This is a genomic window from Pseudomonas sp. LP_7_YM (genome assembly GCF_004364435.1).
Lineage (GTDB): Bacteria > Pseudomonadota > Gammaproteobacteria > Pseudomonadales > Pseudomonadaceae > Aquipseudomonas.
This window is the reverse complement of sequence record NZ_SOCT01000001.1, coordinates 958,978-984,632: the sequence shown is the minus strand read 5'-3', so window position 1 is coordinate 984,632 and position 25,655 is coordinate 958,978. Positions and strand designations below refer to the sequence as shown.

Annotated in this window: 28 protein-coding genes; 15 read left to right on the top strand and 13 right to left on the bottom strand. The window is 59.6% G+C overall.

Annotated features, from left to right (window positions below; translation table 11 throughout):
* Positions 1-44: 44 nt before the first annotated feature.
* Entirely contained in the window at positions 45-1,343 is a 1,299-nt protein-coding gene (locus EC915_RS04375; protein WP_133749274.1) for an MFS transporter, read from the bottom strand.
* 101 nt (positions 1,344-1,444) lie between these two features.
* Entirely contained in the window at positions 1,445-2,656 is a 1,212-nt protein-coding gene (locus EC915_RS04370; RefSeq protein ID WP_133749273.1) for an alanine--glyoxylate aminotransferase family protein, read from the bottom strand.
* Between the two features lie 157 nt (positions 2,657-2,813).
* Here EC915_RS04370 and EC915_RS04365 point away from each other — a divergent pair, with 157 nt between their 5' ends.
* Positions 2,814-3,539, top strand: a complete 726-nt coding sequence (locus EC915_RS04365) for a GntR family transcriptional regulator (protein WP_133749272.1) — start codon at positions 2,814-2,816, stop codon at positions 3,537-3,539.
* A 159-nt stretch (positions 3,540-3,698) separates the two neighbouring features.
* The gene (locus tag EC915_RS04360) at positions 3,699-4,028 is read left to right on the top strand and encodes a DUF1883 domain-containing protein (protein ID WP_133749271.1); all 330 of its coding nucleotides are present in this window, start codon (positions 3,699-3,701) and stop codon (positions 4,026-4,028) included.
* Here the strand turns inward: EC915_RS04360 and EC915_RS04355 are convergent.
* Positions 4,018-5,268, bottom strand: coding sequence for an MFS transporter (locus tag EC915_RS04355; protein WP_133749270.1), 1,251 nt, complete (start codon positions 5,266-5,268; stop codon positions 4,018-4,020). The genes EC915_RS04360 and EC915_RS04355 overlap by 11 nt on opposite strands.
* A gap of 73 nt (positions 5,269-5,341) precedes the next feature.
* Between EC915_RS04355 and EC915_RS04350 the strand changes: the two genes are divergently transcribed.
* The 5 genes from EC915_RS04350 to EC915_RS04330 all read left to right on the top strand — a co-directional run bounded on the left by EC915_RS04350 (position 5,342) and on the right by EC915_RS04330 (position 9,404).
* The gene (locus EC915_RS04350) at positions 5,342-6,331 is read left to right on the top strand and encodes a LysR substrate-binding domain-containing protein (RefSeq protein WP_133749269.1); all 990 of its coding nucleotides are present in this window, start codon (positions 5,342-5,344) and stop codon (positions 6,329-6,331) included.
* A gap of 179 nt (positions 6,332-6,510) precedes the next feature.
* Positions 6,511-7,176 (top strand): amino acid ABC transporter permease, encoded by a 666-nt coding sequence (locus EC915_RS04345; protein ID WP_133749268.1) that lies wholly within the window; start codon positions 6,511-6,513, stop codon positions 7,174-7,176.
* The gene (locus EC915_RS04340; protein WP_133749267.1) at positions 7,157-7,816 is read left to right on the top strand and encodes an amino acid ABC transporter permease; all 660 of its coding nucleotides are present in this window, start codon (positions 7,157-7,159) and stop codon (positions 7,814-7,816) included. Before EC915_RS04345 ends, EC915_RS04340 begins: the two co-directional genes overlap by 20 nt.
* Complete coding sequence (locus EC915_RS04335) at positions 7,813-8,574, top strand: amino acid ABC transporter ATP-binding protein (protein ID WP_133749266.1); 762 nt, start codon at positions 7,813-7,815, stop codon at positions 8,572-8,574. Before EC915_RS04340 ends, EC915_RS04335 begins: the two co-directional genes overlap by 4 nt.
* Complete coding sequence (locus EC915_RS04330; protein ID WP_133749265.1) at positions 8,571-9,404, top strand: transporter substrate-binding domain-containing protein; 834 nt, start codon at positions 8,571-8,573, stop codon at positions 9,402-9,404. Before EC915_RS04335 ends, EC915_RS04330 begins: the two co-directional genes overlap by 4 nt.
* A 286-nt stretch (positions 9,405-9,690) precedes the next feature.
* Here EC915_RS04330 and EC915_RS04325 read toward each other — a convergent pair whose 3' ends face one another.
* The 8 genes from EC915_RS04325 to EC915_RS24770 all read right to left on the bottom strand — a co-directional run bounded on the left by EC915_RS04325 (position 9,691) and on the right by EC915_RS24770 (position 15,878).
* Positions 9,691-10,482, bottom strand: coding sequence for an amino acid ABC transporter ATP-binding protein (locus tag EC915_RS04325; protein ID WP_133749264.1), 792 nt, complete (start codon positions 10,480-10,482; stop codon positions 9,691-9,693).
* Positions 10,475-11,125: an ectoine/hydroxyectoine ABC transporter permease subunit EhuD gene (ehuD, locus tag EC915_RS04320; protein ID WP_133749263.1), complete on the bottom strand. Its 651-nt coding sequence runs from the start codon at positions 11,123-11,125 to the stop codon at positions 10,475-10,477. Before ehuD ends, EC915_RS04325 begins: the two co-directional genes overlap by 8 nt.
* Positions 11,122-11,817: an ectoine/hydroxyectoine ABC transporter permease subunit EhuC gene (ehuC, locus tag EC915_RS04315; protein ID WP_133749262.1), complete on the bottom strand. Its 696-nt coding sequence runs from the start codon at positions 11,815-11,817 to the stop codon at positions 11,122-11,124. The genes ehuD and ehuC overlap by 4 nt, the downstream gene beginning before the upstream one ends.
* A gap of 206 nt (positions 11,818-12,023) precedes the next feature.
* Positions 12,024-12,896: an ectoine/hydroxyectoine ABC transporter substrate-binding protein EhuB gene (gene ehuB / locus EC915_RS04310; RefSeq protein ID WP_133749261.1), complete on the bottom strand. Its 873-nt coding sequence runs from the start codon at positions 12,894-12,896 to the stop codon at positions 12,024-12,026.
* Positions 12,897-13,028: 132 nt separating this feature from the next.
* Positions 13,029-14,000, bottom strand: coding sequence for an aliphatic sulfonate ABC transporter substrate-binding protein (locus tag EC915_RS04305; protein ID WP_133749260.1), 972 nt, complete (start codon positions 13,998-14,000; stop codon positions 13,029-13,031).
* Between the two features lie 453 nt (positions 14,001-14,453).
* Positions 14,454-14,984, bottom strand: coding sequence for a hypothetical protein (locus EC915_RS24965; protein ID WP_177413350.1), 531 nt, complete (start codon positions 14,982-14,984; stop codon positions 14,454-14,456).
* 86 nt (positions 14,985-15,070) lie between these two features.
* Positions 15,071-15,709, bottom strand: coding sequence for a helix-turn-helix domain-containing protein (locus EC915_RS04295; RefSeq protein ID WP_133749259.1), 639 nt, complete (start codon positions 15,707-15,709; stop codon positions 15,071-15,073).
* 4 nt (positions 15,710-15,713) lie between these two features.
* Positions 15,714-15,878, bottom strand: a complete 165-nt coding sequence (locus tag EC915_RS24770) for a hypothetical protein (protein ID WP_166650909.1) — start codon at positions 15,876-15,878, stop codon at positions 15,714-15,716.
* Positions 15,879-16,075: 197 nt separating this feature from the next.
* Here EC915_RS24770 and EC915_RS04290 point away from each other — a divergent pair, with 197 nt between their 5' ends.
* Positions 16,076-16,639 carry a GNAT family N-acetyltransferase gene (locus tag EC915_RS04290; RefSeq protein WP_133749258.1) on the top strand — a complete coding sequence of 188 codons (564 nt, stop codon included), beginning with the start codon at positions 16,076-16,078 and terminating at the stop codon, positions 16,637-16,639.
* Between the two features lie 104 nt (positions 16,640-16,743).
* Here EC915_RS04290 and EC915_RS04285 read toward each other — a convergent pair whose 3' ends face one another.
* Together EC915_RS04285 and msrA are read right to left on the bottom strand one after the other, a co-directional pair.
* Positions 16,744-18,117: an LLM class flavin-dependent oxidoreductase gene (locus EC915_RS04285; protein WP_133749257.1), complete on the bottom strand. Its 1,374-nt coding sequence runs from the start codon at positions 18,115-18,117 to the stop codon at positions 16,744-16,746.
* Between the two features lie 400 nt (positions 18,118-18,517).
* Positions 18,518-19,024, bottom strand: coding sequence for a peptide-methionine (S)-S-oxide reductase MsrA (gene msrA, locus EC915_RS04280; protein WP_133749256.1), 507 nt, complete (start codon positions 19,022-19,024; stop codon positions 18,518-18,520).
* 220 nt (positions 19,025-19,244) lie between these two features.
* Here msrA and uvsE point away from each other — a divergent pair, with 220 nt between their 5' ends.
* From uvsE to pcaH, 7 genes are all read left to right on the top strand, one after another.
* A complete protein-coding gene (gene uvsE / locus EC915_RS04275) occupies positions 19,245-20,276 on the top strand; it encodes a UV DNA damage repair endonuclease UvsE (protein ID WP_133749255.1) in 1,032 nt (343 codons plus the stop codon).
* A gap of 275 nt (positions 20,277-20,551) precedes the next feature.
* The gene (locus EC915_RS04270) at positions 20,552-20,767 is read left to right on the top strand and encodes a hypothetical protein (RefSeq protein ID WP_133749254.1); all 216 of its coding nucleotides are present in this window, start codon (positions 20,552-20,554) and stop codon (positions 20,765-20,767) included.
* An 82-nt stretch (positions 20,768-20,849) separates the two neighbouring features.
* Positions 20,850-22,475, top strand: a complete 1,626-nt coding sequence (locus EC915_RS04265) for an NADP-dependent glyceraldehyde-3-phosphate dehydrogenase (protein WP_133749253.1) — start codon at positions 20,850-20,852, stop codon at positions 22,473-22,475.
* A gap of 178 nt (positions 22,476-22,653) precedes the next feature.
* Complete coding sequence (locus EC915_RS04260) at positions 22,654-23,214, top strand: biliverdin-producing heme oxygenase (RefSeq protein ID WP_133749424.1); 561 nt, start codon at positions 22,654-22,656, stop codon at positions 23,212-23,214.
* A complete protein-coding gene (locus EC915_RS25120) occupies positions 23,138-23,878 on the top strand; it encodes an ATP-binding protein (RefSeq protein ID WP_166650908.1) in 741 nt (246 codons plus the stop codon). The genes EC915_RS04260 and EC915_RS25120 overlap by 77 nt, the downstream gene beginning before the upstream one ends.
* Positions 23,875-24,804, top strand: a complete 930-nt coding sequence (gene pcaQ / locus EC915_RS04250) for a pca operon transcription factor PcaQ (protein WP_133749252.1) — start codon at positions 23,875-23,877, stop codon at positions 24,802-24,804. The genes EC915_RS25120 and pcaQ overlap by 4 nt, the downstream gene beginning before the upstream one ends.
* Before the next feature lie 126 nt (positions 24,805-24,930).
* Entirely contained in the window at positions 24,931-25,650 is a 720-nt protein-coding gene (gene pcaH, locus EC915_RS04245; protein WP_133749251.1) for a protocatechuate 3,4-dioxygenase subunit beta, read from the top strand.
* The last annotated feature ends 5 nt before the right edge of the window (positions 25,651-25,655 follow it).

The window sequence follows — 25,655 nt, the reverse complement described above, 5'->3', positions numbered from 1 at the left end:
CGTAGCCGCACAGCGTGCCAGCGGCTGCGGCGCCAACGGTTCGTTTACTTGATGGCAACGACGGCCACAGGCGGTTCAGGCAGCTGAGTACTGACGGCGTCGCCGCAGTTGAACTTGTTCTGTGGGCGCATGCGGAACGACAGCATCACGCCGATCGCCAGCAGCACGATGCTGACCAGAAACGGCAGCTGCCAGTTACCGAACCGGTCGATCAACAGCCCAGCCACCACCGGGCTGACGATGGCGGCCATCGCGGACCCGGTGTTCATCATGCCGCTGGCGGTGCCGCAGTGGTCCGCAGCGATGTCCATGGGGATGGCCCACATCGGCCCAATGGTCATTTCCGAGAAGAAGAACGCCACTGCCAGGCAACCGAGCGACACGTACATGTCGTGGGTGAACATCAACGGCACCAGCGCGACCAGGGTCAGCGCCAGGCATGTGGCAACCATGCGGCTGCGGGCCTTGTTCAGGTCGCCCGTGCGTTTATAGATCCGGTCGCTGATCACCCCTCCGAGGGTGTCACCGACCACGCCGCCGAAGAATACGGTCGAGGAGAAAATGGCTGTGTTTTTCAGGTCCAGTCCCATGTTCATGAAGTACATCGGGACCCAACTGAGCAACAGCCACAGGGTCCAGCCGTAGCAGAAGTACACGACGGTGACCGGGACCATGCGCTTGAACAGACGCCCCCAGGACAGGCCGGTTCTGCTCTTGGGCTTGGGGGGCGGCAACACGTTAAGCTCCCGTGCGGTGATGCGTGGGTGATCCTTCGGGTGTTCGTTGAATACCCGCATCCACAACATGACCCAGACGAAGCTGATCCCTGCGCACACATAGAACGATTCCCGCCAGCCATACGCCGCCATGACTGCGATCATCGCCGCCGGAGCCAGGGCATTGCCCAGCCGCGCAAATGCGTGGGTAATGCCTTGGGCGAAACCGCGTTGATCCTTGGCGACCCAGCGCGACATCGCTGCGGTCGCTGCAGGAAAGGTCGCTCCCTCACCCAGCCCCAGCAGCACGCGGGCCACGAGCAGGGAAGCGAAGCCTGCCGCAAGGCCGGTCAATACCGTGGCTGCCGCCCAGATCAGGCCGCAGAACACCAGCGTGCGTTTGGCGCCAAAGCGGTCGCTGACCCAGCCCCCGATGATCTGGAACACCAGGTAGGGATAGGCGAAGGCGGAAAATGCCAATCCGATCTGGGTTTTGCTGAGGTTGAATTCGGCACCGAAACCGACTGCGGCAGTGCTGACGTTGACGCGATCCAGGTAGGTGATGAAATACATGGCGCACAGCATGAAGAGCACCACCGCAGGGGGGCGCAGACGTAACCGCTTCATGTTCTATCTCCAGTTTCTTATTGTTCACGCCGGGGCTGGCGATTGAGTCGGGATAGTGCGTGTGTGCTGCAAGGCACTGCAGCGGCGCAGTGCCTTTCGGATCAGTCGCGGCGCAGGGGTACGGATTGGCTTCCCAGATAGTCCATGGCCGCCAGAACACCGCTGGATTGCAATTTGATCCCGGCCATCTGCAGGCCCATTTCGCAGCCGGTCAGGGTCGCCATCAGCATCAGATCGTTGCAGTCGCCCAAATGGCCGATGCGGAACATGCGCCCTTTCATCTTGCCCAGGCCTGTGCCCAGCGACATGTCGAAGCGTTCATAGATGGTCTTGCGCACGGCGTCAGCATCGATGCCTTCAGGCATCATCACCCCGGTCAGCACCGGGCTGTAGACCGCAGGGTCGGCGCACTGGATAGGCAGGCCCCAAGCATTGACCGCCGTGCGACAGGCCCGAGCCAGACGATTGTGACGACTGAACACGTTATCCAGACCTTCGTCCAGGATCATGTCCAGCGCTTCGGACAGGCCATACAGCAGATTGGTGTTGGGGGTATAGGGCCAGTAGCCGGTCTTGTTCATTTCGATAATGTCGTCCCAGGCCCAGAAGCTGCGCGGCAGGCGGGCCGATTTACTCGCCTCGATGGCCTTGGGCGAGAGTGCGTTGAAGCTGATCCCGGGAGGCAGCATCAGACCTTTCTGCGAACCGGAGACAGTAACGTCCACGCCCCACTCGTCGTGACGATAGTCAGCCGACGCCAGCCCGGAAATGGTATCCACCAACAGCAGTGCAGGGTGGCCCGCTGCATCGATCGCTTTGCGCACCGCAGCGATATCCGAGGTCACGCCGGTACTGGTCTCGTTATGCACCACGCACACGGCCTTGATGCGGTGGGCGCTGTCGCTACGCAGGTGCGACTCGATCATCTGGGCATCGATCCCTGCGCGCCAGCCTTCGATGCCTGGCTTGCCAATAAACTGCGGCTTGAGGCCAAGGCTCTGCGCCATCTTCTGCCAGAGGGTCGCGAAGTGACCGGTCTCGAACATCAGCACCTCGTCCCCGGCGCTCAGGGTGTTGCACAGCGCCGCCTCCCAGGCTCCGGTCCCGGAAGCCGGATAGATGATCACTGGATGTCGGGTCTTGAAGATCTGCTGGATGCCTGAGAGAACCTTGAGCCCCAGCTCACCGAATTCAGGGCCACGGTGATCGATGGTGGGGTAGCTCATGGCGCGAAGAATACGATCCGGGACCGGGCTTGGGCCGGGGATCTGCAGGAAGTGCCGGCCAGCCGGGTGGTAATCGAGCTTGAGCATTCGGTGTCTCCATTTATTGTTTTTGTACTTTGAATGCAAAATACAGTAGCACTCGGTCCGACCGTGTCAAACGGCTGAACTGGGCTAATATCCGGCATCAGGTGAATATTTGAAGCACAAGGAATTGGCATTTGGCTGCCGTATTAGAGGATCTTGCATGCAAAATTTCGTAGCGCAACCTGAGCAGCGCAATGCCGCGCCAATGCTTAAGGTCGAGCGTCAGCGGCTGCACGACGTGGTGGTCGAACACTTGCGCACTTTCATTACCGAAGGGGTGCTGGCGCCTGGCATAAAGCTCAATGAGCGCGAGCTGTGCGAAACCCTCGGCATTTCACGCACGCCACTGCGCGAGGCGCTCAAAGTGCTGGCGGTAGAGGGCCTGATCGAGATCAACCCTAATCGCGGCGCCACGGTGGCGCGTATGTCGGAACTGGACATCCGCGAGACCTTCGAACTGATGAGCGGTATGGAAGCATTCGCCGGGGAGTTGGCATGCGAACGCATTACGGCCGAAGAAATCGACGAGATCAAAGCCCTGCATTACGCGATGGTGGTGTGCAAGAACCAACAGGATCTACCCGGCTACTATCAGCGCAATCGCGCCATTCATGAGCTGATCAACCAAGCGGCGCGCAATACCGCTCTGCGTCAGGTCTATCTGACGCTCAATCGACGCATTCAGGCCCTACGTTTTCTTTCCAACCAACAGGCGCCCAAATGGGAACGCGCACTGCATGATCACCAACAGATGATCGAGGCGCTTGAAGCCCGCGACGGCAAACGGCTGAGCAGTATCCTGCGTCATCATCTACTGGAGAAGCGCGACGCGATCATGCTCATGGTCCGGGACGAGGGTGCAGATTCGCGTTCGATCAGACGTTGATAAGGTCTGCGTTGGTAGATCATGCTGCTACGCCGTTGCGCTGTTTCCTCATGTTAAGCCTGCGGGTTGTGTGTTGATCTGCAATGCTCGGGTTGCAGATCCATCGCCTGTCCGGCGCCGTGATATCCTCGCGTTTTTCTGTCCAGCCCTTGAGAACCCATGAAGTTCATCCATCAGCGCGAGCATCTCAACGAGGGTGACATCGTCGTTATCGAATCTTCAAACACCTGCAATATCCGCCTGATGAGCGATGCGAATTTCCGCAGTTTCAAGAATGGCGGACGGCACACGTATCACGGCGGGGCCTTTGACCGGTTTCCGGCCAGGATCATGGCGCCTGACAGCGGGTTCTGGAACATCACCATCGATACGGTGACCCAACGACCGATCAGCGTCACACGCAAGCCGAATCTGAAGTACTCGATCAAGATTGTTCGGCGCTCTGCAAGCGGTGCGCAGGCGCCCGCCAAACCTCGAATCAATCGTTGAACGTACCAGGATGGCGTAGCGCGTAGAGCCATACAGGTACTACCGACAACGCTGCCGTGGCTACCACGATCATGGCGGCCGACGTTACGCCGGCATGGTCACCCGCAAACCCGTACAACACTGGTGCCAGCGCACCCGACCCGATGGTACCGGTGTAAAACACCGAGAACGCCTTTTCCAGGCGGGTGGATTCAACCACATCGGTTACTGCGCCATAAAGCACCGACGATGTCCCGTTCAGCACCGCCCCGAGGAACGGTAACGCTGCCAAGCCGACAGGCAACGGCGAAACCAGCACCACCGCGATCAGCAAGGCGGTGGCCAGTTCGGTGACGATGATGGTGTTGAGCGTGCCAAATCTGTCCGACATCCAGCCACACGCGAACTTGCCGACGGCCCCTCCGATGAACACCAGCGTCAACGCCAGACCTGCCTGTGGCAGCGAGCCGCCGTTGCCTTTGATGATGAACGGCAGAAACGTGAGCAAGCCCATGCGCACCGCGCTGTCGAGCACCGCGGTACACAACAGCACGCGAAACGCGCCGGAACTGCCGTTGACGACTGTTTCTACAGGGCGCGAAGCTGATGCCCTGGGCTCGGTTTCGATGTGGGTCGGGACATCTTTGAGCAATGCCCAGATCAGTACGGCAGCCAGCAGGCCGACGATCGCGAATACCGTAGCGGTGACGTGGAAGGTGGTAAAGGTCAAAAGAAACGCTGCGCTCGCCGGCAGCAGCGATTTGCCGATGTCGCCGGCGAAGTTGTACACCCCCAAGGGACGCTTGGCATTGCCGGTATAGGCTCTCGAGACCATGGCCGAGGCGATGGGGTGTTGGGCGCTGGCACCCATGCCAGCGAAAACAAGCGCAGCGCCCAACGCCAGTGCGCTGCCGGTAAACCCCGCTGCCAGCCAGCCGAGGCCGGTCATGGCTGTAGCAATCGACAGTACATAAGCGGGTTTCATGCGACCGGACAAGCTCGACGCCGGGATTTGCAACGCCGCAAGGGTCAGGGCGTAGGCGCTTCTCAGGACGCTGAGCCACACATAGCTGAGCATGAACATCTCCTGCCAGACCGGCAGCAGGACATACACCAGATCGCTCAGGCCATCATGGGTGGCGTGTGCAGTGCAGGCCGCGATCAGGGTCTTCTTTTTCGCTGTGGCGTCAGGGGCAGCGAGTTTTTTGTTCAGGGTCGTGGAGGGTGTCATGGATTTGCAACGCAAAGGAGTTGCGGCCATTGTGGCGTACCCTTTGAAACAGTCGCCAATGAAAGCATTTCATCCCCTATGAGCATGTTTGAGAGAGCACCGCATGGCGTTTAAACGATTTCCATCGGTTGCTGCGCTGAGAGGATTCGAAGCCTGCGTCAGGCACCTGAATTTCTCTCAGGCGGCGACCGAACTGCATGTCACTCAGAGCGCGATCAGTCACCAGATCAGGCAAGTGGAAGAATTGTTGGGCGTGGCGCTTTTCGAGCGCACGGCAGGGACCATGAAGCTCACGCCCCACGGCACCGAACTATTACCGGTGGTGCGGGTGTTTCTCAAGGACATGGGCCGTCTGGTCGATCGCTTCGAGCACAGCCGGGATCAAGGTTCGGTACTCGAGGTATTTGTGCATGACTCGTTTGCCCAGACCTGGCTGATTCCACGTCTGTCGAAGTTTTACCACGCTCGACCGGACATCAGGCTCAAGCTCAACACCGACGAGTTTTCCCGCTTCGGCAATCCCAATGCCCAGGTTGCGATCCGGCTCGCGGAGCAGGGTGCCAGTTGGTCGGGCCTGTATGCCGAACTGATCCTGCAGGAGCGGATCTTTCCAGTGTGTAGCCCTGCGCTGGTCGAGGCCCTGGGTGTCGCTGCTACGCCTGCCGAGATTCTGAAGTATCCCCTGATCGTGCGCTCACGCAGCACGCTCAGTGGTCAACGGGTGGCGTCGCCGTCGTGGGATTATTGGCTGGACAAGCATGGCCTGTCCGGCGAGGCGTTCGATTGCGCGCTGACGGTGCCGCACACCAGCGTTGCCGTGCAGGCGGCGCTTCGCGGCCTGGGTGTGGCCATGGCGCGAACGTCGCATATTTTCGATGAGCTGGAGTCAGGTGCACTGCAAAAGCCGGTGATGGACGAACTGGCGACCACGACGGGTTACTACTTCTTGTGCGCAGCGGGAAGGGAGAAGACTCCAGAGACCCGGGCCTTTCTGGAGTGGCTGAAAACCGAGATGCCCGAGCCCGACCGAATCGCTGTTGCTGGAGCAACAACGGACCTGCAAAACCGCCTGAAAACAAACAGTTACGACTAGGCTTTCGCCTGCTGGGCAGCGCAAACGCTGACGTCGAGGTGTGGCACAAAGCCTGCAATCGCTCCTGAACCTTCAAGTGGCCAGTGGCGCTCATGTACGAGCAGCACACCCGATCGTTCAGGAGTTTCAGTGTTCACAACCCATCGTCCACAGGGCCATTTGCCAGGACGCGCGTCGACATGAACTTCGATGTCGATTTTGCGCTTTCCACATTGCCGGCGTTTCTCGTCGCTGTGGGTGTCACTCTGCAAGTAGGCCTGATCGCCATTGCAACATCGCTTTGCGTGGCTGTGATCAACGCCGCCATCGCTGCGTTCGAGGTGCCCGTTTTGCAGCGGCTGGTGCGGGTCTACGTCGAACTGGCGCGTAATACGCCGCTGCTGATCCAGCTGTTTTTCATCTACTTCGCGCTGCCGGGCATCGGCATCCGGATTTCAGGGTTCGCCTCGGCGATCATTGCCATGACCTTTCTCGGCGGGGCTTACCTGACGGAGATCCTGCGTGCGGGCGTCGCTGCGGTGCCCAAATCGCAGATCGAATCGGGGCTGTCCATCGGGCTGTCGCGCTGGCAGTTGCTGCGTTACGTGATCCTGCCTCAGGCAGGAATCCTCAGCCTGCCTGCGCTGTTCGCCAACTTCGTGTTCCTGCTCAAGGAGACCACCGTGGTCTCTGCCGTCGCAGTGCCGGAAATCCTCTACACCACCAAGAGCTACATCGCCCTGTACTACAAAACCTACGAAATGTTGGCAGTCATGACCGGGCTTTGCGTGCTGCTGTTCGTCCCGCTTTCGCTGTTGCTGCGGGTTGTCGAAAGGAGGCTCCAGCATGGCCAGTTCGGGTCTTGAGTTGCTGTGGGTGTCTGCGCCGCAATTGCTGACGGGTATGGGGCGCACGCTGGGGATTTCCTTGCTTGCCATCGTTTTCAGCAGCATCGGCGGCCTGGCGTACGGGGTGCTGCGCAATCTGGGCATTGGCTGGCTGGACACGATATTGCTGATCTATCTGGAAGCCTTCCGGGCGATTCCGGTGCTGGTCTGGCTGTACCTGTTCTTCTTCGGGTTGCCGATCTTCTTCGGCTGGAGCATTCCCGGGTTCTGGTGCGCGGTGCTGGTGCTGTCCCTGTGGGGCATCAGCGAGGTGGGTGAAGTGGTGCGCGGTGCGCTGCGTTCCATCCCTCGCGGTCAGCGCGAAGCGGGGCTTGCCATCGGTCTGGGGTTGCCGGGGCTGTATGGCCGGGTCCTGTTGCCTCAGGCGCTGCAACGCATGACGCCGCCGATGATCAACGTGTTCACCCGGCTGATTAAAACCAGTTCGCTCGCGGTGCTGATCGGCGTGGTCGAGGTGATCAAGATCGGCCAGCAAATCATCGAACGAACCTATGAGTCTGTGCTGATCTACGGCTTTCTGTTCCTGTTTTTCTTTCTCGTCTGCTACCCGTTGTCGGCCGCCTCCCGTGTGCTTGAGCGACGCTGGAGTCACTCATGAGCGCATTGATAGAGCTGTCCGGTTTCAGTAAACGATTTGGCGAAGTTCCGGTGCTGCACGAGGTCGACCTCAAGGTCAGGGAGGGCGAAGTGTTGGTCATTCTCGGCCCCAGCGGCTGCGGCAAGAGCACATTGCTGCGCTGCCTCAACGGGCTGGAAACCGGCCACGCCGGGCACTACCGCTTCGAGGGTCGGGAGCTTGCGGCCAACACTGATTGGCGCGTCGTTCGCCAGCAGGTCGGCATGGTCTTCCAGAGTTACCACCTGTTCCCGCACATGAGCGTGCTCGACAACATTCTGCTGGGCCCGGTTAGCGTGCAAAAACGTCCCAAAGCTCAGGCCCGTCAGCAGGCGGAATCCCTGTTGGCGCGCATCGGTTTGCTGGACAAGCGCGATGCCTTTCCCCGCGAGCTGTCCGGTGGTCAGCAACAGCGCATCGCCATCGTGCGCGCGCTGTGCATGAACCCCAAAGTCATGCTGTTCGATGAAGTGACCGCTGCCCTTGACCCGGAGATGGTCAAGGAAGTGCTGGAGGTGATCCTCGACCTCGCACGCAGCGGCATGACCCTGTTGATTGTCACCCACGAAATGGCTTTTGCCCGTGCGGTGGCGGACCGGATCCTGTTCATGGACGGCGGCCGTATCGTCGAGCAGGGCGACCCCGAAATCTTCTTCAGCTCCCCGCAGACCGCACGCGCGCAGCAGTTTCTGGAGAAATTCTCCTATGTAGAAAACATGCCTAAAAGGAACGCATCGTGAACATTAAAACTGCCCTCGTTTTCCCCCTGCTGGTTATCGGTTTATTGGCCGGGGCCGCTGCCCATGCCGAAGGCTATCTGGACAAGATCAAGGCCCGCGATAAATTGATCGTCGGCGTCTTCAGCGACAAACCGCCATTCGGCTTCGTCAACGAGAAGGGCGATTACGTTGGTTTCGACACTGACCTGGGTCGCCGTTTTGCCAAGGATTTGCTGGGCGACGAGAAGAAGGTCGAGTTCGTGGTCGTCGAACCTGCCAGCCGTATCCCGTTCCTGCAGAGCGACAAGGTCGACCTGATTCTGGCGAACATGACGGTGACGCCGGAACGCGCCCAAGTGGTTGATTTCACCAATCCCAACCTGCGTGTCGCCGTCCAGGCGCTGGTGCCGGAAAAAAGCGAGGTGAAGGGCCTCGATGATCTGGCCAGGAAGACCACCATCGTGACCACCGGCACCACGGCCGACATCTGGCTGACCAAGAACCACCCGGATTGGAAACTGCTCAAGTTCGAGAAAAACTCAGAATCCTTGCAGGCGCTGGCCAACGGCCGTGGCGACGCCTATGCCCAAGACAACCTGGTGCTGTTCAGCTGGGCCAAGCAGAACCCGGGCTACCGCGTTTTAGCGCAAAAGCTGGGTGATGAAGCCCCGATCGCGCCGGCGGTGAAGAAGGGTAATGTCGAACTGCGTGACTGGGTCAACACTGAACTGGCCAACCTGGGCAAGGACAAATACCTGCTCAAGCTGTACGACCAATACGTACGCAGCCAACTGGCCGACGGCACCGACCCTGCGGCAGTGATTGTCGAAGGCGGCGCGTGGAAGCCGTAAAGCTGCATTCGGGCGAATGCAGTGTTCGCAGCTTCCCGGCTTGACGCAGTCGCGTGGGAGAAGTCGCAGGTTACGACGGCAGCGAACGCGATCTTTCAGTAAGCGCAGTGTTGCCTGACCCTCCGTCTTCGCCACTGTCATACCCGCTCCAGCAGCTCCCACAGGGTAAACAGCGTTCGCAGCTTTTGGGCTTAACGCAATTGCTGTGGGAGTGAGCTTGCTCACGAAGGCTGAGCATCAGGCAACGATGATGCTGGATCAATCACCGATGCCCCAACCCGCTCGGTTACCGCTGTTCCACCCGATTCAGAAACCGCCGCGTGCGCTCGTTGTCCGGGTCGACGAGGATCTGCTGCGGTGTGCCGTCGGCGACGATTTTCCCCGCTTCCATGAACAGCACCCGGTCCGCAATGTCCTGGGCGAACTTCATCTCGTGGGTGACCAGCAGCATGGTCATCTGCTGCTCATGGGCGATGGCGCGAATCACCGCGAGCACTTCCCCCACCAGCTCGGGGTCCAGCGCCGAGGTCACTTCATCGAACAGCATCACTTGCGGTCGCATCGCCAACGCACGAGCAATCGCCACGCGTTGCTGTTGCCCGCCGGACAGTTGCGCAGGGTAGGCGTCGGCCTTATGGCTGAGTCCCACCAGCCCAAGGTATTGATGGGCGCGTGCCAGCGCCTCTTCGCGGCTGAGCTTAAGCACCCGAAACGGCGCTTCGGTGATGTTCTCCTCCACGGTCAGGTGCGGGAACAGGTTGAACTGCTGGAACACCATGCCGACCCGATGCACCACAGGCGCCTTCTTCGAGCCCGGCCAACGCCAGCCGGAGGGCTCAGAGGACACAGATGCACCGGCTACATCAATGCTTCCCTGTTGCCACGCTTCCAGGCCCTTGATCAAACGCAAAACGGTAGATTTACCCGAACCGCTCGGCCCGATCAGAGCGACTTTCTGCCCTTGAGCAATACTCAAGTCCAGATGATCGATTACCCGGTGGGTGCCGAAGTTCTTCACGACACCTTTAAGCAGGATCTGGGGCGATGCCAGAGGTTGGGCGTTTGCAAGATCAGACATGGCTGCGCCTTTCTAAATATTTGAACAAGAGTGAGGTCGGCACGCTGATCGCCAGAAACATCAGGGCCATGACCGTATAAGGCTCGTTGTAGCGATAGGTCATGCCCGCAATCTGTTTGGCTGCCTGAAACAGCTCGGGGATGCTGATGACCGCCAGCAAAGGCGTTTCCTTGAACATGCCGATCAGGTAGTTGCCGAGCACCGGCAGCATGGGTTTCAGCGCTTGGGGCAGAACGATGCGGCGCCAGGTGGTGGCTGAATCGAAATCCAGCGCCCGGGCCGCTTCCCATTGGCCGGCAGGTACACCTGCGATTGCCCCGCCAAAGGCTTCAGCGATGTAGGCCCCGTAATACAGGCCCAGGCCGAGCACGCCAGTGGACACCGCTGGCAACGTGATGCCGGCCAGCGGCAGGGCAAAGAACAGCACGTACAACTGCACCATCAGGGGCGTATTGCGAAAGAAGCCCAGATAACCGCTGCTCAGGCGTCGGGGGACGACCAGGTGCGAGCGTTGGGCCATGGCCAGCAGCAGACCGACTACCACAGCCAGGAGAAACCCCAGCACGACCACTTGAACGGTCACCAACAGGCCCTGAAACAACTCCGGGACAATCGACCAGGCAAACGCGTAATCGAAGTTCATGTCGCCGCTCCCTGGGATGCAACAGAACGACGCCATGACGTCACGCGACGCTCATAACGTTTGACCAGCCAGCTCAACGGCCAGGCCATGGCGAAATAGCACACCAGCACGATGCTCCAGATCAGCGTTTGCTGGCCCAGGGTCGTAATCAACTGTCCGCCGGAAAAGGTCAGGTCGCTCAAGGTGATCAGTGACACCAGCGACGTGGTCTTGAGTAACTCGACCAGTTGATTGCCCATGGGCGGCAGCATGAAGGGCAGGGCCTGCGGCAGGACGATGCGACGAAACGCGGTGATCGAATCGAAGTCCAGCGCACGCAACGCATCCCGCTGACCTTGGCTGACGTTACTCAGGGCCGAGCGCACGATTTCCGAACCATAGGCCGAAAAGGTCAGCCCCAGACCCAATACACCGGTGGTCATTGGCGACAGGCTGATGCCGAACAGCGGAAGAATGAAGAACAGATAGAACAGCAACACCAGTGCGGAAATACCGCGCAGGATTTCCACGTAGACCGTGGCGATCCAGCGCAATAATCGCCAGGGCGACAGTCGCATCAGCGCGATCACGAAGGACATCAGTACCACGATCAGTTGAGCGAAGAAGGTGATCTGCAGGGTCACCAGTGCACCATTGGCTAGCTGGCGAGCGATGAAGCGTGCCGTTTCCACGGCAGACGGATCGATGAACATGGCCGTACTCGTGTGGGTTGGGGCCGGGGCAGGGCGTGTGCCCGGGATAGGGCATGTGAACGATAAACTGTGGGGCGAATTCATTCGTGAAAGCTGCTGCTGGCGACGAAGCTGCGCCGTCAGCACCACCGCATCGCGGGTAGATTCACTCCCACAGAGAGGCATCTGTCGCAGGGCCGTTTCAATGGGCTGCGAACAGAGCGGGCTTAACGGTTGCAGCGCTGATCGGCAGTGATATCAGCCGCTGGCAGTTCGTTCTCGGTGTAGCCGTACTTCTGCAGAATTTTCAGCAGTTCGCCGGAAGCCCGCAGTTTGGCCAGCTGTTCGTTGAAGGCGGCAGTGAACGCCGGATCGTTCTTCGGCAGACCGTAGGCATGGTAATTCCAGGTCGGTTTGCCTTCGGCATCCGGGATCTGATCGAACGGCAGCGCACGTTCGATGGTCGCGCCGTTGGCTTTCTTGAGCAGACCAATGATTTCCGCATCCGGGAAATACACCACATCAACGCGGTCGGCCTGCAATGCGGCCAGCGCTTCGGTGTCCTTGTCGAACAACACGACGTTGCTGGTGGCGATGCCGCTGTCCTTGGCTTCCTGCACCTGATTACTGCCGGGCTGGGTCGCCAGACGCGCTTTACCGTTGGCCGCGACGTCCTTGAGGCTGTGCAGCTGCAGCGGGTTGCCCGCTTTGACAATAAATGCGCCGCCGGAGCGGGTCACCGGATTGGAATAGCCGATCACCTTGCAGCGTGCCGGATTAATGAACAGCCCGGCACCGATCAGATCAAAACGACCAGCCACCAGCCCAGGCACCAACGAGCCGAATTCGGTGATCGGGGTTTCAACCTTGCTGATACCCAGTTGCGAGAGGATGGCCTGCAGAATCTCGACGTTGGCACCGACGGTTTGACCGCTGGTGTCGATGTAGGCATAGGGCTGCTCGTTGGCGATTCCCGCAGTAAGACCCTGCGCGCGACCTTTTTCCAGCAGGCCGGCGATGGCAGAGGAGGCGAACAGTGCGTTGAACAGTACAGCGGATCCGATTAAAGCAGACAGCGGCAGAGGTTTCAGGCCTTTCATGGACAATGCTCAAATTGAGGTGAACGTTTACCTGTAGCAGCGTCCTTGCCCACAATGAGGGCGGGTCAGGTTGCGACCCACCTTAATCGACCATCGTAGACGGCCGAGCAGGTGCGAGTGTGTATCAATGAATCAGGGCTTCCAGATGCCCACATCCCTGGCATCCACAGCCTTGGGCAACAACCCCGCCGCGAAGAAGACATCAGCGATTTTCTGTTGCTCGCCCAATTGATCGGCCTTCACCGGCTCGACCTGATAACTGCGATGGGCATTGGCCGACTCCACGGTATCCGCATCCAGATTGCCCCACAGCGGGCCCAACACCTGCGCGGCATCGCGCGGGTTTTTCTTGACCCAGCTGCCGGCTTCCTGCAATTGCTGATAAACCCGCGTGAGCACGTCCGGGTGCGCGCCGGCGTAGGCGGTACTGGTCAGGTAGTAGCGTTTATAGCTCGCAAGACCTGTGCCATCGGCCAGCGTGCGGGTCGGCAATTGGCGTTGCACGCTGGTGAGGAAGGGTTCCCAGGTGACCCATGCATCGACCTTGCCATTCTCGAACGCGGCACGTCCGTCGGCCGGTGCCAGGTAAGCGGGTTGAATATCACCGAACGTCAGGCCGGCCTTGTTCAACGCGGCGATCAACAGGTAATGCGTACCGGCGGCCTTGGTCACCGCGATCTTCTTTCCCTTGAGGTCAGACAGTTGCCGGATCGGCGAATCCTTCGCGACCACGATTGCCTGAGCGCTGGGCGAAGCCGACTCTTCTGCGAAGTAGGTCAACCTGGCCTGTGCCGCCTGAGCGAAGATCGGCACAGTGTCTGCAACGTCAGCGCTGATGTCGACATTGCCGATGTTCAGCGCCTCCAGCAGGGGCAACCCGCTGGGGAACTCATGCCAGCTGACGTCGATGTTGTCTTTACCCAGAACCTTTTCCAGCGTGCCCTGGGCTTTTAACAAGGTGATCAGTGTCGAGGATTTCTGATAGCCAATGCGCACCGTCTCGCGCGCTTGGGCGGGCAGGGCGAGCGCGCAAGCGAGGGCGATAATCAGTCCGGCTAAAGGACGGCGAAGAGACTTCCGTGTGCTACGGGGGTGAGTGGGCATGGGAGTTCGTACTCAGATCAGAAGGCCGGATCACGTTTGACAAGTTCCAGGGCGGCGATCATAAGGTTCTAACAAAGATTTTTTAAATACCTTCTGGTTATTAGCTTAGATGACCGTTGATTTATCGTGAGGGCTTACCACGCGTGAGGGCGATAGCGAACTTATCTGCATGTAATCCAATAGGATTCGGTGTGCTCACAGCGAAAAAGAATCAAGACAAGTTAGATCGTTTATTGCCTAAACGATGGTTACTGTTCCCGTATCGAATATCCATAACGCCCCTATGGCAGTTATGACATGTACAGACGGCGTTCGAACGACCAAAGCGATGCGGTTGCAGCGGTGAACACTGCCGCGGTCCATCTAAGCCCGGTGCAGCGGCAATTTCTGCTGCTTGGCTGGCGTCTTGTGTGGATAAAGGCGGTCGTTAAAATCGGGCCAGGTTTTTCAACATTACTGTCGATTACGGAGATTCGAAATGATGAACGCCACACAAATGCCAATGAACACCGCCATGCCGATGATGCCCATGATGGGAATGCCAATGATGATGGCGACCCTCAAATGCGAAATGATGTCTGATGCCATGATGTGCACCATGACGCCGGCTTCAGGTATGGACATGGCGATGTTCAAGAACAACGCCGACATGATGGCGATGATGATGAACTGCGGCCTGCCGATGATGATGCATTGCGCCAACATGTCGGTGATGTGCATGTCCGAAGAAGGCATGGCGATGATGAACATGATGTCGACCATGAACATGCCAATGATGATGCCGATGGGCATGCCTATGCCGATGATGAAGGGCATGATGGTGTGCACCATCGAGGCCGATTGCATGAAGTGCAAGCTGATGCCAATGACCGGCATGAGCATGGAGATGATGAACAACTGCTGCACGCTCCTGATGAAGATGATGAGCGATTGCTCGATGCCGATGATGATGAGCTGCAACGGCATGCCAATGATGTGCTGCACTTGCTGATCTGAGCTCGTCGTGAGATTACGTGGCTAGCGTGCGCACTATCCGGGCCCTGATGCGACAGCGTCGGGGCTTTCCTTTATCAGTGCAAAGGCTCGGGATAAGTGATCACTACAAACGCCACCGCCTCGCTGTCGGCAGGGTTGCGATAGCGATGGGGCTGGTCGGCATAAAACAGGATGGAGTCGCCCGTTGACAACAGGTAGCGCTCTTCGTTGACACTGACTTCCAGCACCCCTTGTGCCACCACCAGATTTTCCTGGATGCCCGGTCCATTGCCGTTGGAAGCTTCCTCAGCCAGCGCCTTGAGGCGTATCTCGTAGAATTCCGATTGACGCGCCATGTCGTAGGGAAACAATGCGCGACTGGTAAACGTGCCATCGGCGCTTACCAGGCGCTTGCTCTGCTGTGCGGGCAACACTTCTACGCCTTCGAATGCACGATTCTCCAGAAATGCTGCGACCGACACTTTCAGCCCTTTGGCAATTTTGCACAGCACCTTGATCGACGGCACGCTGCGGCCGGACTCGATCTGCGCCAGCATCGCGCGGCTAACGCCGCAGATCCGGGCCAGGGCGTCCAGAGAAAGGTAACGTTTGCTGCGCAGCCGCTGCAGGTTGAGTGCTACGCGCTGGCCTATGGGATCTTCTTCGGCGCCTGAACCGTCTTTAGGGTCAAACACCGCTTCATCTTCTTCAGGAACGGAGTGCAGAAAATTCATCGCCTCATGCCTGGCGGGTATCGCTGGACGACACGGCAGCCCGTGCAATGAAGGCCGCCAACCCGGCTCGGGCCACATACAGGTTCCACATCAGTTCGGCAGCTGCCCGGGCCTGACGGCGTTTGCGATAGAGAGTGAAATCTATGACGTTAGCTTCGGTAGGGCGCATGAGCTGATCTCTGGGCAGGCAACTGAGTGACCTCAGAGTAATGCGCCGCTCATATTTCCATAAATACTGAGTTTGCATTTGTTAATTCCATTTGGAGCTTAGGCTTCCTCCGTAAGTGTTAGAGCATTCGCCCTGACATTGACTGGAATGCTTGATAGCTTGAGCGCTTATCTCCCTGGACGCCCTGGAGCAACGCCATGGACAGCGCCACAACCCTCCAAACCCCGCGCCTTTTGCTTACCCCCCTTCAAGCCGCCGATGCCACAGCCATCCAGCAGCTCTTCCCCCATTGGGAGGTGGTGCGCTATCTCGACAGTCGGGCCCCTTGGCCATATCCCGACGACGGTGCCGAGCAGTACGTGCGGAGCGTTGTCCTGCCAGCGATCAGGGAGGGCAAGCAATGGCACTGGATGATCAGGCTGGCCGCTGTGCCGGAGCAGTGCATCGGCAGTCTCAGCCTGTATGACGAACCGGATAACAATCGGGGCTTCTGGCTTTCTCCGCCGTGGCAGGGCCAGGGCAATATGCAGGAGGCGTGCGAGGTGATCAACCGCTTCTGGTTCGAGGGCCTTGAGCGTCCGGTCATGCGGGTCCCCAAGGCGGTTGGCAATGCGGCGTCCCGGCGCGTATCGGAGCGTGAGGGCATGCGCCTTGTGGACGTGACCACAGGCAACTTCGTCAGTGGGCCGCTGAGCAAGGAACTCTGGGAGTTGCGGCGGGAGCACTGGTTGAAACAACCCCGGCGCCAAGCCTCTCACTGAGGCAGCCGGGGTCGCTAGGCGGCTGGGCCATTGCCCATTCAGGCCAATACTGAAGCTCTCTGCAGGGGCGAATCGAAGGGCATTCACCTCTTGGGTGAGTCGGGTCAGACAGCGATTGAATGCTCGCGCAACAGCCTGGCCGGGTGCTCCGGGACAGGCAGGCCCAGACGCTCACGCAGGGTGCTGCCGGTCGGCCCGTCTTCGGGCACCAGGCCGCGGCGCTTCAGCTCAGGCAGAATCAGTGCGATGAAATCGTCCAGGCCTTGCGGGTAGGTGGGTGGCAGAATGTTGAAGCCGTCGGCGCCGTAGCCTTCGAACCAGGCTTGCAACTGATCGACCACTTCCTCGGGGGAGCCCACCAGGGTCCAGTGGCCACGCGCCCCGGCCAGTCGCAAGTACAGCTCTCGAATGCTCAAGCCTTCGGCGGCCAGTTGCAGAATCAACTGCTGACGGCTTTTCGAGGCGTTAGTCGCGGGTAAATCCTGCGGCAGCGGCCCGTCCAGCGGCAGATTGGAGAGGTCGACGCCGCCAAGCAGTCCCGACAGCAGGCTCAGGCCCACCTGGGGGTGCACCAGGTCCTGCAATCGCTGATGCTTGGCGTGGGCTTGGGCCGAGGTGGCCGCCGTGAAGATGGTCACACCGGGCAGAATCTTGATGTGCCCGGGATTGCGTCCGAGCACGGCGGCGCGGGATTTGATGTCGCTGTAAAACGCTTGCGCGTCAGCCAGACTCTGATGCGCCGCGAAGATCGCTTCAGCGGTCGCGGCTGCCAGTGCCCGACCATCCTGCGAAGCCCCGGCCTGCACCAGCACGGGTTTGCCTTGTGGTGAACGCAACACGTTGAGCGGGCCGCGTACATGAAAATGTTCGCCGTGATGGTCTGCCACGTGCAGTTTGCTGCGGTCCAAAAACAGGCCCTTTTCCTTGTCCAGCAGCAGTGTGTCGTCCTCCCAACTGTCCCACAGCTTGTCAACCACCTCATGAAACTCCCGCGCCCGGCTGTAGCGATCGGCGTGGGCGGCCTGATGCCCCTCGGACTTGCCGCCGAAATTCTTCGCCGCATCAGGGTCGCTGCTGGTCACCAGGTTCCAGCCCACCCGGCCGCCACTGATCTGATCCAGTGAGGCGAACTGACGGGCCAGGTTAAACGGCTCGCTATAGCTGGTGCTGGCCGTTGCGATCAACCCGATGCGCGAGGTGACGGTCGCCAGTGCCGACAGCAGCGTGAGGGGCTCGAAACTCAGGCTGGGTGCGATCACCCGGTCGAACGTCGGTGCATCGATCCCGCGCACCGACACGCTGTCGGCCAGAAACAGCGTGTCGAAACCGGCGGCTTCGGCCTTGCGTGCCATCTCGATGAAATGGTCCAGGCGAATCCCGGCGTCCGCCTGCGAGCCGCTGTCGCGCCAAGCGGCGATATGGTGCCCGGTAGCGCGCAGGAACAGGCCCAGTTTGAGTGTGTCAGTGCGTTTGCTCATGCAAAGCCTCCTTATAGGGTGAATCTGCAACAGGGGACGGCGAAGGGGAGATGGACTTTTTCCGACCTTCAGGGCTGAACCCAGCAGAAAACGCTCAACAGGTCGGAAGTTGTAGAAGGCCAGTGCAAGGGGTGTGCCGTCGGTGATCGACGGGTTTAACGCGGCGAGGTGAGGGCGGAGCGGGCCATGATGGCGATACTTGGGTTAGCCGGTATGCGTCTGCAGGTGTGTATTTGCCTAAGGGCTGTTGCTGGCACAACAGCCGTGCAGCGAATAACGGTTCATTCGAAATAGGGGATAGATAAATGAGTCTGTAGCAGTCCGGCTGGCCGGCGGTGGCGAACTTAAGTGTGCCACCGTCGGCCAGCCGGGCTGGCTACCGATCTTGCTGCATCAATGATCAAGCGCGCTTGGGCAGTACCCAGTCTTTACGGATGAAGTGGCAGGTGTAGCCATTGGGAATACGTTCCAGATAATCCTGATGCTCAGGCTCCGCCTCCCAGAATGGGCCTGCCGGGCTGATTTCCGTCACGACCTTGCCTGGCCACAGATCCGAGGCATCGACATCCTTGACCGTGTCCTCGGCGATGCGTTTCTGCTCTTCGTTCAGATAGAAAATCGCCGAGCGATAGCTCAGGCCCATGTCGTTGCCCTGACGATTGGCGGTGGAGGGGTCGTGGATCTGGAAGAAGAATTCAAGAATCCGCCGATAGCTGATCTGCGCCGGATCAAAGACGATTTCAATGGCTTCGGCATGGGTGCCGTGGTTGCGGTAGGTGGCGTTTTCGACATCGCCGCCCGAGTAACCCACCCGCGTGGATAGCACGCCAGGATAGCGGCGCAACAAATCCTGCATGCCCCAGAAGCAACCGCCAGCAAGCAGGGCGGTTTCGGTTTGTGTGGTCATGGATCAATCCTTCCTGTAGCGCCGTGAGCGCGCTGTTTGCATTTCGAGAGCCAGTTTGCTCGCCTGTCGGGGACCCGCGCAAGGCCTGGTACAACCTGCAGCCGACCGGTCAGCGAGGGGAAGTACGCGTCGGAAAACACGAACTCCTGCACCTGTTGTGAAGTCTGGTTTGAAAGCAGTCACGACTTAGCGTTCAGCCAAACTCGCCAAAGGACTCTCCGTGAACACCCCCCGTATCGGCTTCGCCTGCATGTATCGCCATCACGAGCGCGAGTTATCGCTCAAGGAACTCAAGGCGCTGGAGGGCGGTTACAACCCGCGCACGACAACGCTGCGCTGGATGGACAGCGTGACCTTGCAGGCAGCGCGGGAAAAGCTGCTGGAAATTGTCGAGCACAACCTCGCGGCGCAGATTCGCCTGCTTGGTTATGTGGGGCAATTGCCCCAGGGCCGAAGAATGTTGCGCCTTAGCAGCGATCTGCTGCCGTTTTACAGCCACCCGAAAGTCGCGGCGTTTTACCAGGCACCGTCGGTTATGGCGCGTCTGCATCAGCAGTTCGCGACGATGGGCGAAACCGCGCGTGAGGCCGACATTCGGCTGTCGTTTCATCCCGGCCAGTTCTGCGTACTGGGTTCTGACCGGCCGGAAGTGGTCGAGAACAGCCTGGCCGAATTCGAATACCACGCCGACATGATCCGCATGATGGGCTACGGTCAGCGCTTTCAGGACCTCAAATGCAATGTGCACATCGCCGGGCGTCTGGGTGCCGAAGGCGTACGCGTGGTCTGGTCGCGCCTGTCAGAGGTCGCACGCAACTGCATCACTTTTGAAAACGACGAGAAAACCTACGGCGTTGACGACTGCCTGCAACTGGCGGATCTGGCGCCGGTGGTGCTGGACATCCATCATTGCTGGATCCACGAAAACCGCTACATCCAGCCCGACGACCCGCGCGTGGACCGAATCGTCGACAGCTGGCGTGGCGTGCGACCGGTCATGCATTACTCGCAGCCGCCGGAAAGGCTTCAGGCCTTGGGGTTCACGGCAGAGCAGAAGCTTGAAATGGACGATTTGTTGAAAGTGGTCAACAAACGCGACCTGTATCTGCACAGCGACCGGATGTGGAACGACTGGACCAACACCTACGCCCTGCAATTTACCGATCGGTTCGACATCATGTTCGAAGCCAAAGACAAGAATCTGGCGGTTGAGTCTTTTTATCGACGCTTCCTGGTCCATCGAAGCGAGTGACCGGGTACCCTCTGGCTGCAGATCCAGACAGGCCCATTTCGCACTATGTCCTTGGTAAAACTGCTGCAGCGAATATAAATGTCTGCCGTTTACACGCGTCCGGTTGTATTGAGTCATAGCAGGGTGCCACAATCGCCTCATTTCACGCCTACTCTGGTTGGGCCAGCCGACATTGATGTATTCCCTTGAATTCCACCCAGAGCGTAAGGCGCTGATCCGCGCAGCTGGCCAGCGGGAACGGCGAAGGCATCACCGCCAGCCTTGGCGTGGCCTCCATGAATGCCGAGCAAAGCGTGCACGCGCTGCTCAACGAGGCCGACAAGGCCTTGTCCGGGCCAAGGCGCAAGGCCGCACCCAGACGGTGGTGGCTGGCTAACGCCTCGGTCCGCGCACCCGGGCTGTTTTTAGTGTTCCGCGTTGAGGCCGCTCAAGTCACTCGGCGCTTGGTTGGCCACGAAAGGTGCTGCGGCCTTTACGTCACACCTGGGTGACATTCATCTCAACGCTTTTCATTCCGGCGCAGCTGTGGCGTAGTGTGTTTCGCACGTTTGCCGACTGGAAGAGGTAAAAGAGATGACCCTGCAAAACCGCCTGGACAACCTGTACCCGAGCGCCGATGAGATTCCCGAGCAGTTCCGCGCAGGGCCTGCGATCGAGCAGCGTGAGTATCTGGTCAATGGTGAACTGCATCAGTGGCAAGGTCCATTGGCGCCAGTGCTCAGTCCGGTGTCGCTGAAGACCGCTACAGGCCTTGAGCCGGTGGTATTGGGCAGCACGCCGTTGATGGATGCCGACACCGCGATGACCGCGCTGGACGCTGCAGTTAAAGCCTATGACCGGGGGCAGGGCGCCTGGCCGACCCTGCGTGTTGCCGAGCGTATCCATCACGTCGAAACCTTCCTGAAACGGATGCGCGAACAGCGCGAGGCCGTCGTCACCCTGCTGATGTGGGAAATCGGCAAGAACCTCAAGGACTCGCAGAAAGAGTTCGACCGTACCTGCGACTACATCGTCGACACCATCAACGCGCTCAAAGAGCTGGATCGCCGTTCCAGCCGTTTCGAACTGGAGCAGGATACCCTCGGCCAGATTCGGCGTGTTCCGCTGGGCGTCACACTGTGCATGGGCCCTTACAACTATCCGTTGAACGAGACGTTCACCACGCTGATTCCGGCGCTGATCATGGGCAATACCGTCGTGTTCAAACCGGCCAAGTTCGGCGTGCTGCTGATTCGGCCATTGCTCGAAGCCTTCCGCGACAGCTTTCCGGCTGGGGTGATCAACGTGATCTACGGCAGCGGCCGCGAGACAGTCAGCGCGCTGATGGCCAGCGGAAAGATCGACGTTTTCGCGTTCATCGGCACCAACAAGGCCGCCAGCGCCCTTAAGAAACTGCACCCCAAGCCGCACCGCCTGCGCGCCGCACTGGGGCTGGACGCCAAGAACCCCGGCATCGTGCTGCCCGACGTTGATCTGGACAACGCGGTCAGTGAGGCCGTCACAGGCTCACTCTCGTTCAACGGCCAACGCTGCACGGCGTTGAAGATCCTGTTCGTGCACGAGGATGTGGTTGATAGCTTCCTTGAGAAGTTCGACGAAAAACTGGCGCAACTCAAGCCAGGGATGCCATGGGAACCCGGTGTTTCGCTGACGCCGTTGCCAGAACCCGGCAAGACCGAGTACCTGCAAGGCCTGGTGGACGACGCAGTGAGTAAAGGCGCCAGAGTAGTCAACGAGGGCGGTGCGACCACCCATCAGCAGTTCTTCTACCCGGCCGTGCTGTATCCGGTGACCCCGCAAATGCGCGTCTTTCACGAAGAGCAGTTTGGCCCGGTGGTGCCCGTGGTGACTTACCGCGATCTGGATACAGTGATCGAATACGTGCTCGATTCTGACTTCGGCCAGCAATTGAGCATCTTCGGCAACGACTCCAGGCAGGTCGGGCGCCTGGTGGATGCGTTCGCCAATCAGGTGGGCCGTATCAATATCAACGCCCAATGCCAGCGCGGGCCGGACAGTTTCCCTTTCAATGGCCGCAAGAACTCGGCAGAGGGCACCTTGTCGGTCGATGATGCGCTGCGCGTGTTCTCGATCCGCACGCTGGTAGCGACCAAATTCCAGGAGAGCAACAAGGCTTTGATCAGCGACATCATCCAGAATCGTGAATCGAGTTTCCTGACCACCGATTACATCTTCTGATCGACGTATTTACACCCGGCCACCGCGTCCATTAGTGTGCGCGGTAGCCATCGCCTGGAACCTCTGCCGATGTCTGCGTACTCGAACTTCAACACCTGACTGGACACCGCCCTTGGTCGAAGCCACCCCCGAGTTGAGCTCCCTGAATGCCTGCGCATCGCCTGCCAGCGTCCTGCAGATGTTACGTACAGCCACCGCCGTGCAACACAGGGCGCTGGAAGCTCGACTGCCTCTGATCCACCCCAACCTCGACCGTACTGGCTATGCCAGCATCATCCAGGCCTATTACGGCTTTCATGTGCCGCTGCAACGCCACATCGCGCACTTCCTGACGCCTCGGTCCCCAGACCCCGAACGGTACAAGATCGCGGCCTTGATCAAGGATCTGCACGCGCTTGGCCTGAGTGACGCGCACATCCAGGCACTGCCCTTGTGCACGGCATTGCCGACGCTGGAAACCCATGCCCACCTGTTTGGCATCATGTACGTTATGGAAGGCGCCACGCTGGGGGGGCAAGTGCTGCGCCGGATCATCGCCGCAAAGCTGGGCATCGACGCGCAGAGCGGTGGGGAATTCCTGGATGTCTATGGCCGCGAAACAGGTCGGTTGTGGAAAGCGTTCCTTAAAGCGCTCGCCGAGTTCGACCATCCCCGGCACAACGATGAAGTGGTGGACGCAGCCTGTGCCACATTCGCTTGTTTCGAAAGCTGGCTGGACCGCTCGGGGGTGCTGCTGTGATCTCCATCACCCAACACAATCTGTGGGTGTGTTGGCGTCCATGAGCATGTCCTTGCTCAAGGAAGACCGGCTGTGGGGCCTGATCAGCTGTAGCAACCGTCAGCCGCTGCACGTGCCCCATGCATTGCGTGCAACCTGCCAGACCATCGGCCAGGTGGTGTCGATGCAGATCGGCGCACTGGAGGATCTGCAGGCGCAACGTCAGCGTCAGTCCAGGGACAGCCTGCGCAAATTGCTGGAAGATGCCTGGTCGCTGCTTACGCCTCAGGCGCTCGACAAATTCATCGACCTGACCTTCACCGCCGAGCCAGCACTGAAGATCATGGCCGATCCGCAACGGATGTTTCAGGTGCTGTCGAACCTGGTCGCAAACGCGATCAAGTTCACCCGCAGAGAGGGGCGCATCAGCGTCACTGCGATGGTCGAGAACGGTTTGGCAGTGATGACCGTCGCCGACTCCGGCACGGGTATCGCTGCGGACCGGTTGCCCCATGTCTTCGAGCGATACTGGCGCATCCGGGAGGGCAATCCCAGCGGCAGCGGCTTGGGTCTGTATATTTTCCAAGGGATCGTCAGAGCACACGGTGGCGAGCTGACCGCCAGCAGTGAGCCGGGCGCAGGCAGCGTGTTCCGCGTTACGGTTCCAGCGGCCATTGAGCCGTGAATCTCGACACCCGCATCAAATTCCGCCACCTGCTGTGTTTTCTTGAGGTCGCCCGACAAGGCAGTCTGGCCAGGGCATCGGACAAGCTTGCGATCAGCCAGCCCGCGCTGTCGAAAACGCTCAAGGAGCTGGAGAGCCTGCTGTCCACCCGCCTGTTCGTGCGCAGCAAGAGCGGGGCCGCGTTGACCGAAGCCGGTGTCGCTTTCATGCGTTACGCCGGGCCCAGCGTGCAGGCCCTGCGAGAGGGGGTGAACAGCCTGCGCTCGGGCGAGCATGAACCGGTAGCAGTGCGTCTGGGCGTGTTGTCGACGGTTGAAAGCGTGCTGGCGCCAGAAGTCATCTGTCGATTGCACGCCCGGCATCCGGCGCTGGTCGTGAGTGTCGCAACCGGGCCCAGCGCCTATCTGTTATCACAGCTACGCCTGGGTGAGCTGGATCTGGTGATCGGGCGCATGACCGACAGCCCGCAGATTCTGGGCTTGAGCTTTGAGCATTTGTATAGCGAATCCATGACGCTGGTGGTGCGTGGCGGCCATCCACTTCTTTGCTGCGCAGACAGCCATATGGCATTGGCTGACTTTCCGCTGGTGCTGCCACTTGCAGGCACCACCATTCGCAAATTCGCCGACAGCCTGTTTGTGCAACATGGCATCACTCCCCCTCGACAACGCCTGGAAACCCTCTCGCTGACGTTAAGCCGCCGCTACGTCCAGTGCAGCGACGCGGTATGGATTGCGCCCTTCGACGCGGTCAGAGAGGACGTGAACCAGGGCGATCTGGTGGAACTGCAGCTGGGTATTCGCGAACCGGGCGGCTCGGTCGGCCTATGCAGCAACCCGGCGTTACCTTTGACCATTGCCACTCAGTGGTGCGTGGATGTCCTTCGAGAAGTAGGCCAGGACTATCGTGAAGGCTGTTATCCATAACCATTTGGTTATGGATGTGGGCGTTTATTTCAGTTTTGTCGAGGTCGTCAGCGCGGGACACTGCGCCAGCGCCTGCCAGGCACTGCCTCGGGCGCAGACCTCCAATAACTACAAAAGGAAACTGGCATGTCTGACGCCCACGACAGCCGATTCGCCATTCGCGACCGTCACTGGCACCCCAGCCCTCTGACCCCCGACTACAAGACCTCGGTTCTGCGCTCGCCACGGCAGGCGCTGGTGAGCATTGCGCAATCGGTTTCGGAAACCACTGGCCCTGACTTTCGCCACGTGCAGTTCGGCAAACATGACGCTGACCTGTTACTGAACTTCAACAACGGTGGCCTGCCCATCGGTGAGCGCATCATCGTAGCCGGCCGGGTGATCGATCAATATGGCAAGCCGGTGCCCCATACCCTGGTGGAGATGTGGCAAGCCAACGCCGGTGGGCGCTATCGGCACAAAAGAGACGCCTATCTGGCGCCGCTGGACCCCAACTTCGGCGGGGTCGGTCGCTGCCTTACCGACAGCGACGGCAACTACCTCTTTCGCACCGTCAAACCCGGTCCGTACCCGTGGCGCAACGGCCCGAACGACTGGCGCCCGGCGCACATCCACTTTTCCATCAGCGGTCCTTCAATCGCTACGCGGTTGATCACACAGCTGTACTTCGAAGGGGATCCGCTGATCCCGATGTGCCCGATCGTCAAGTCCATTGCCCACCCGGAGGCGGTGCAGAGCCTGATCGCCCGGCTGGATATGAACATGGCCAATCCGATGGATTGCCTGGCTTACCGCTTTGATATCGTCCTGCGCGGCCAGCGCAAGACTCACTTTGAAAACATCTGAGGGGG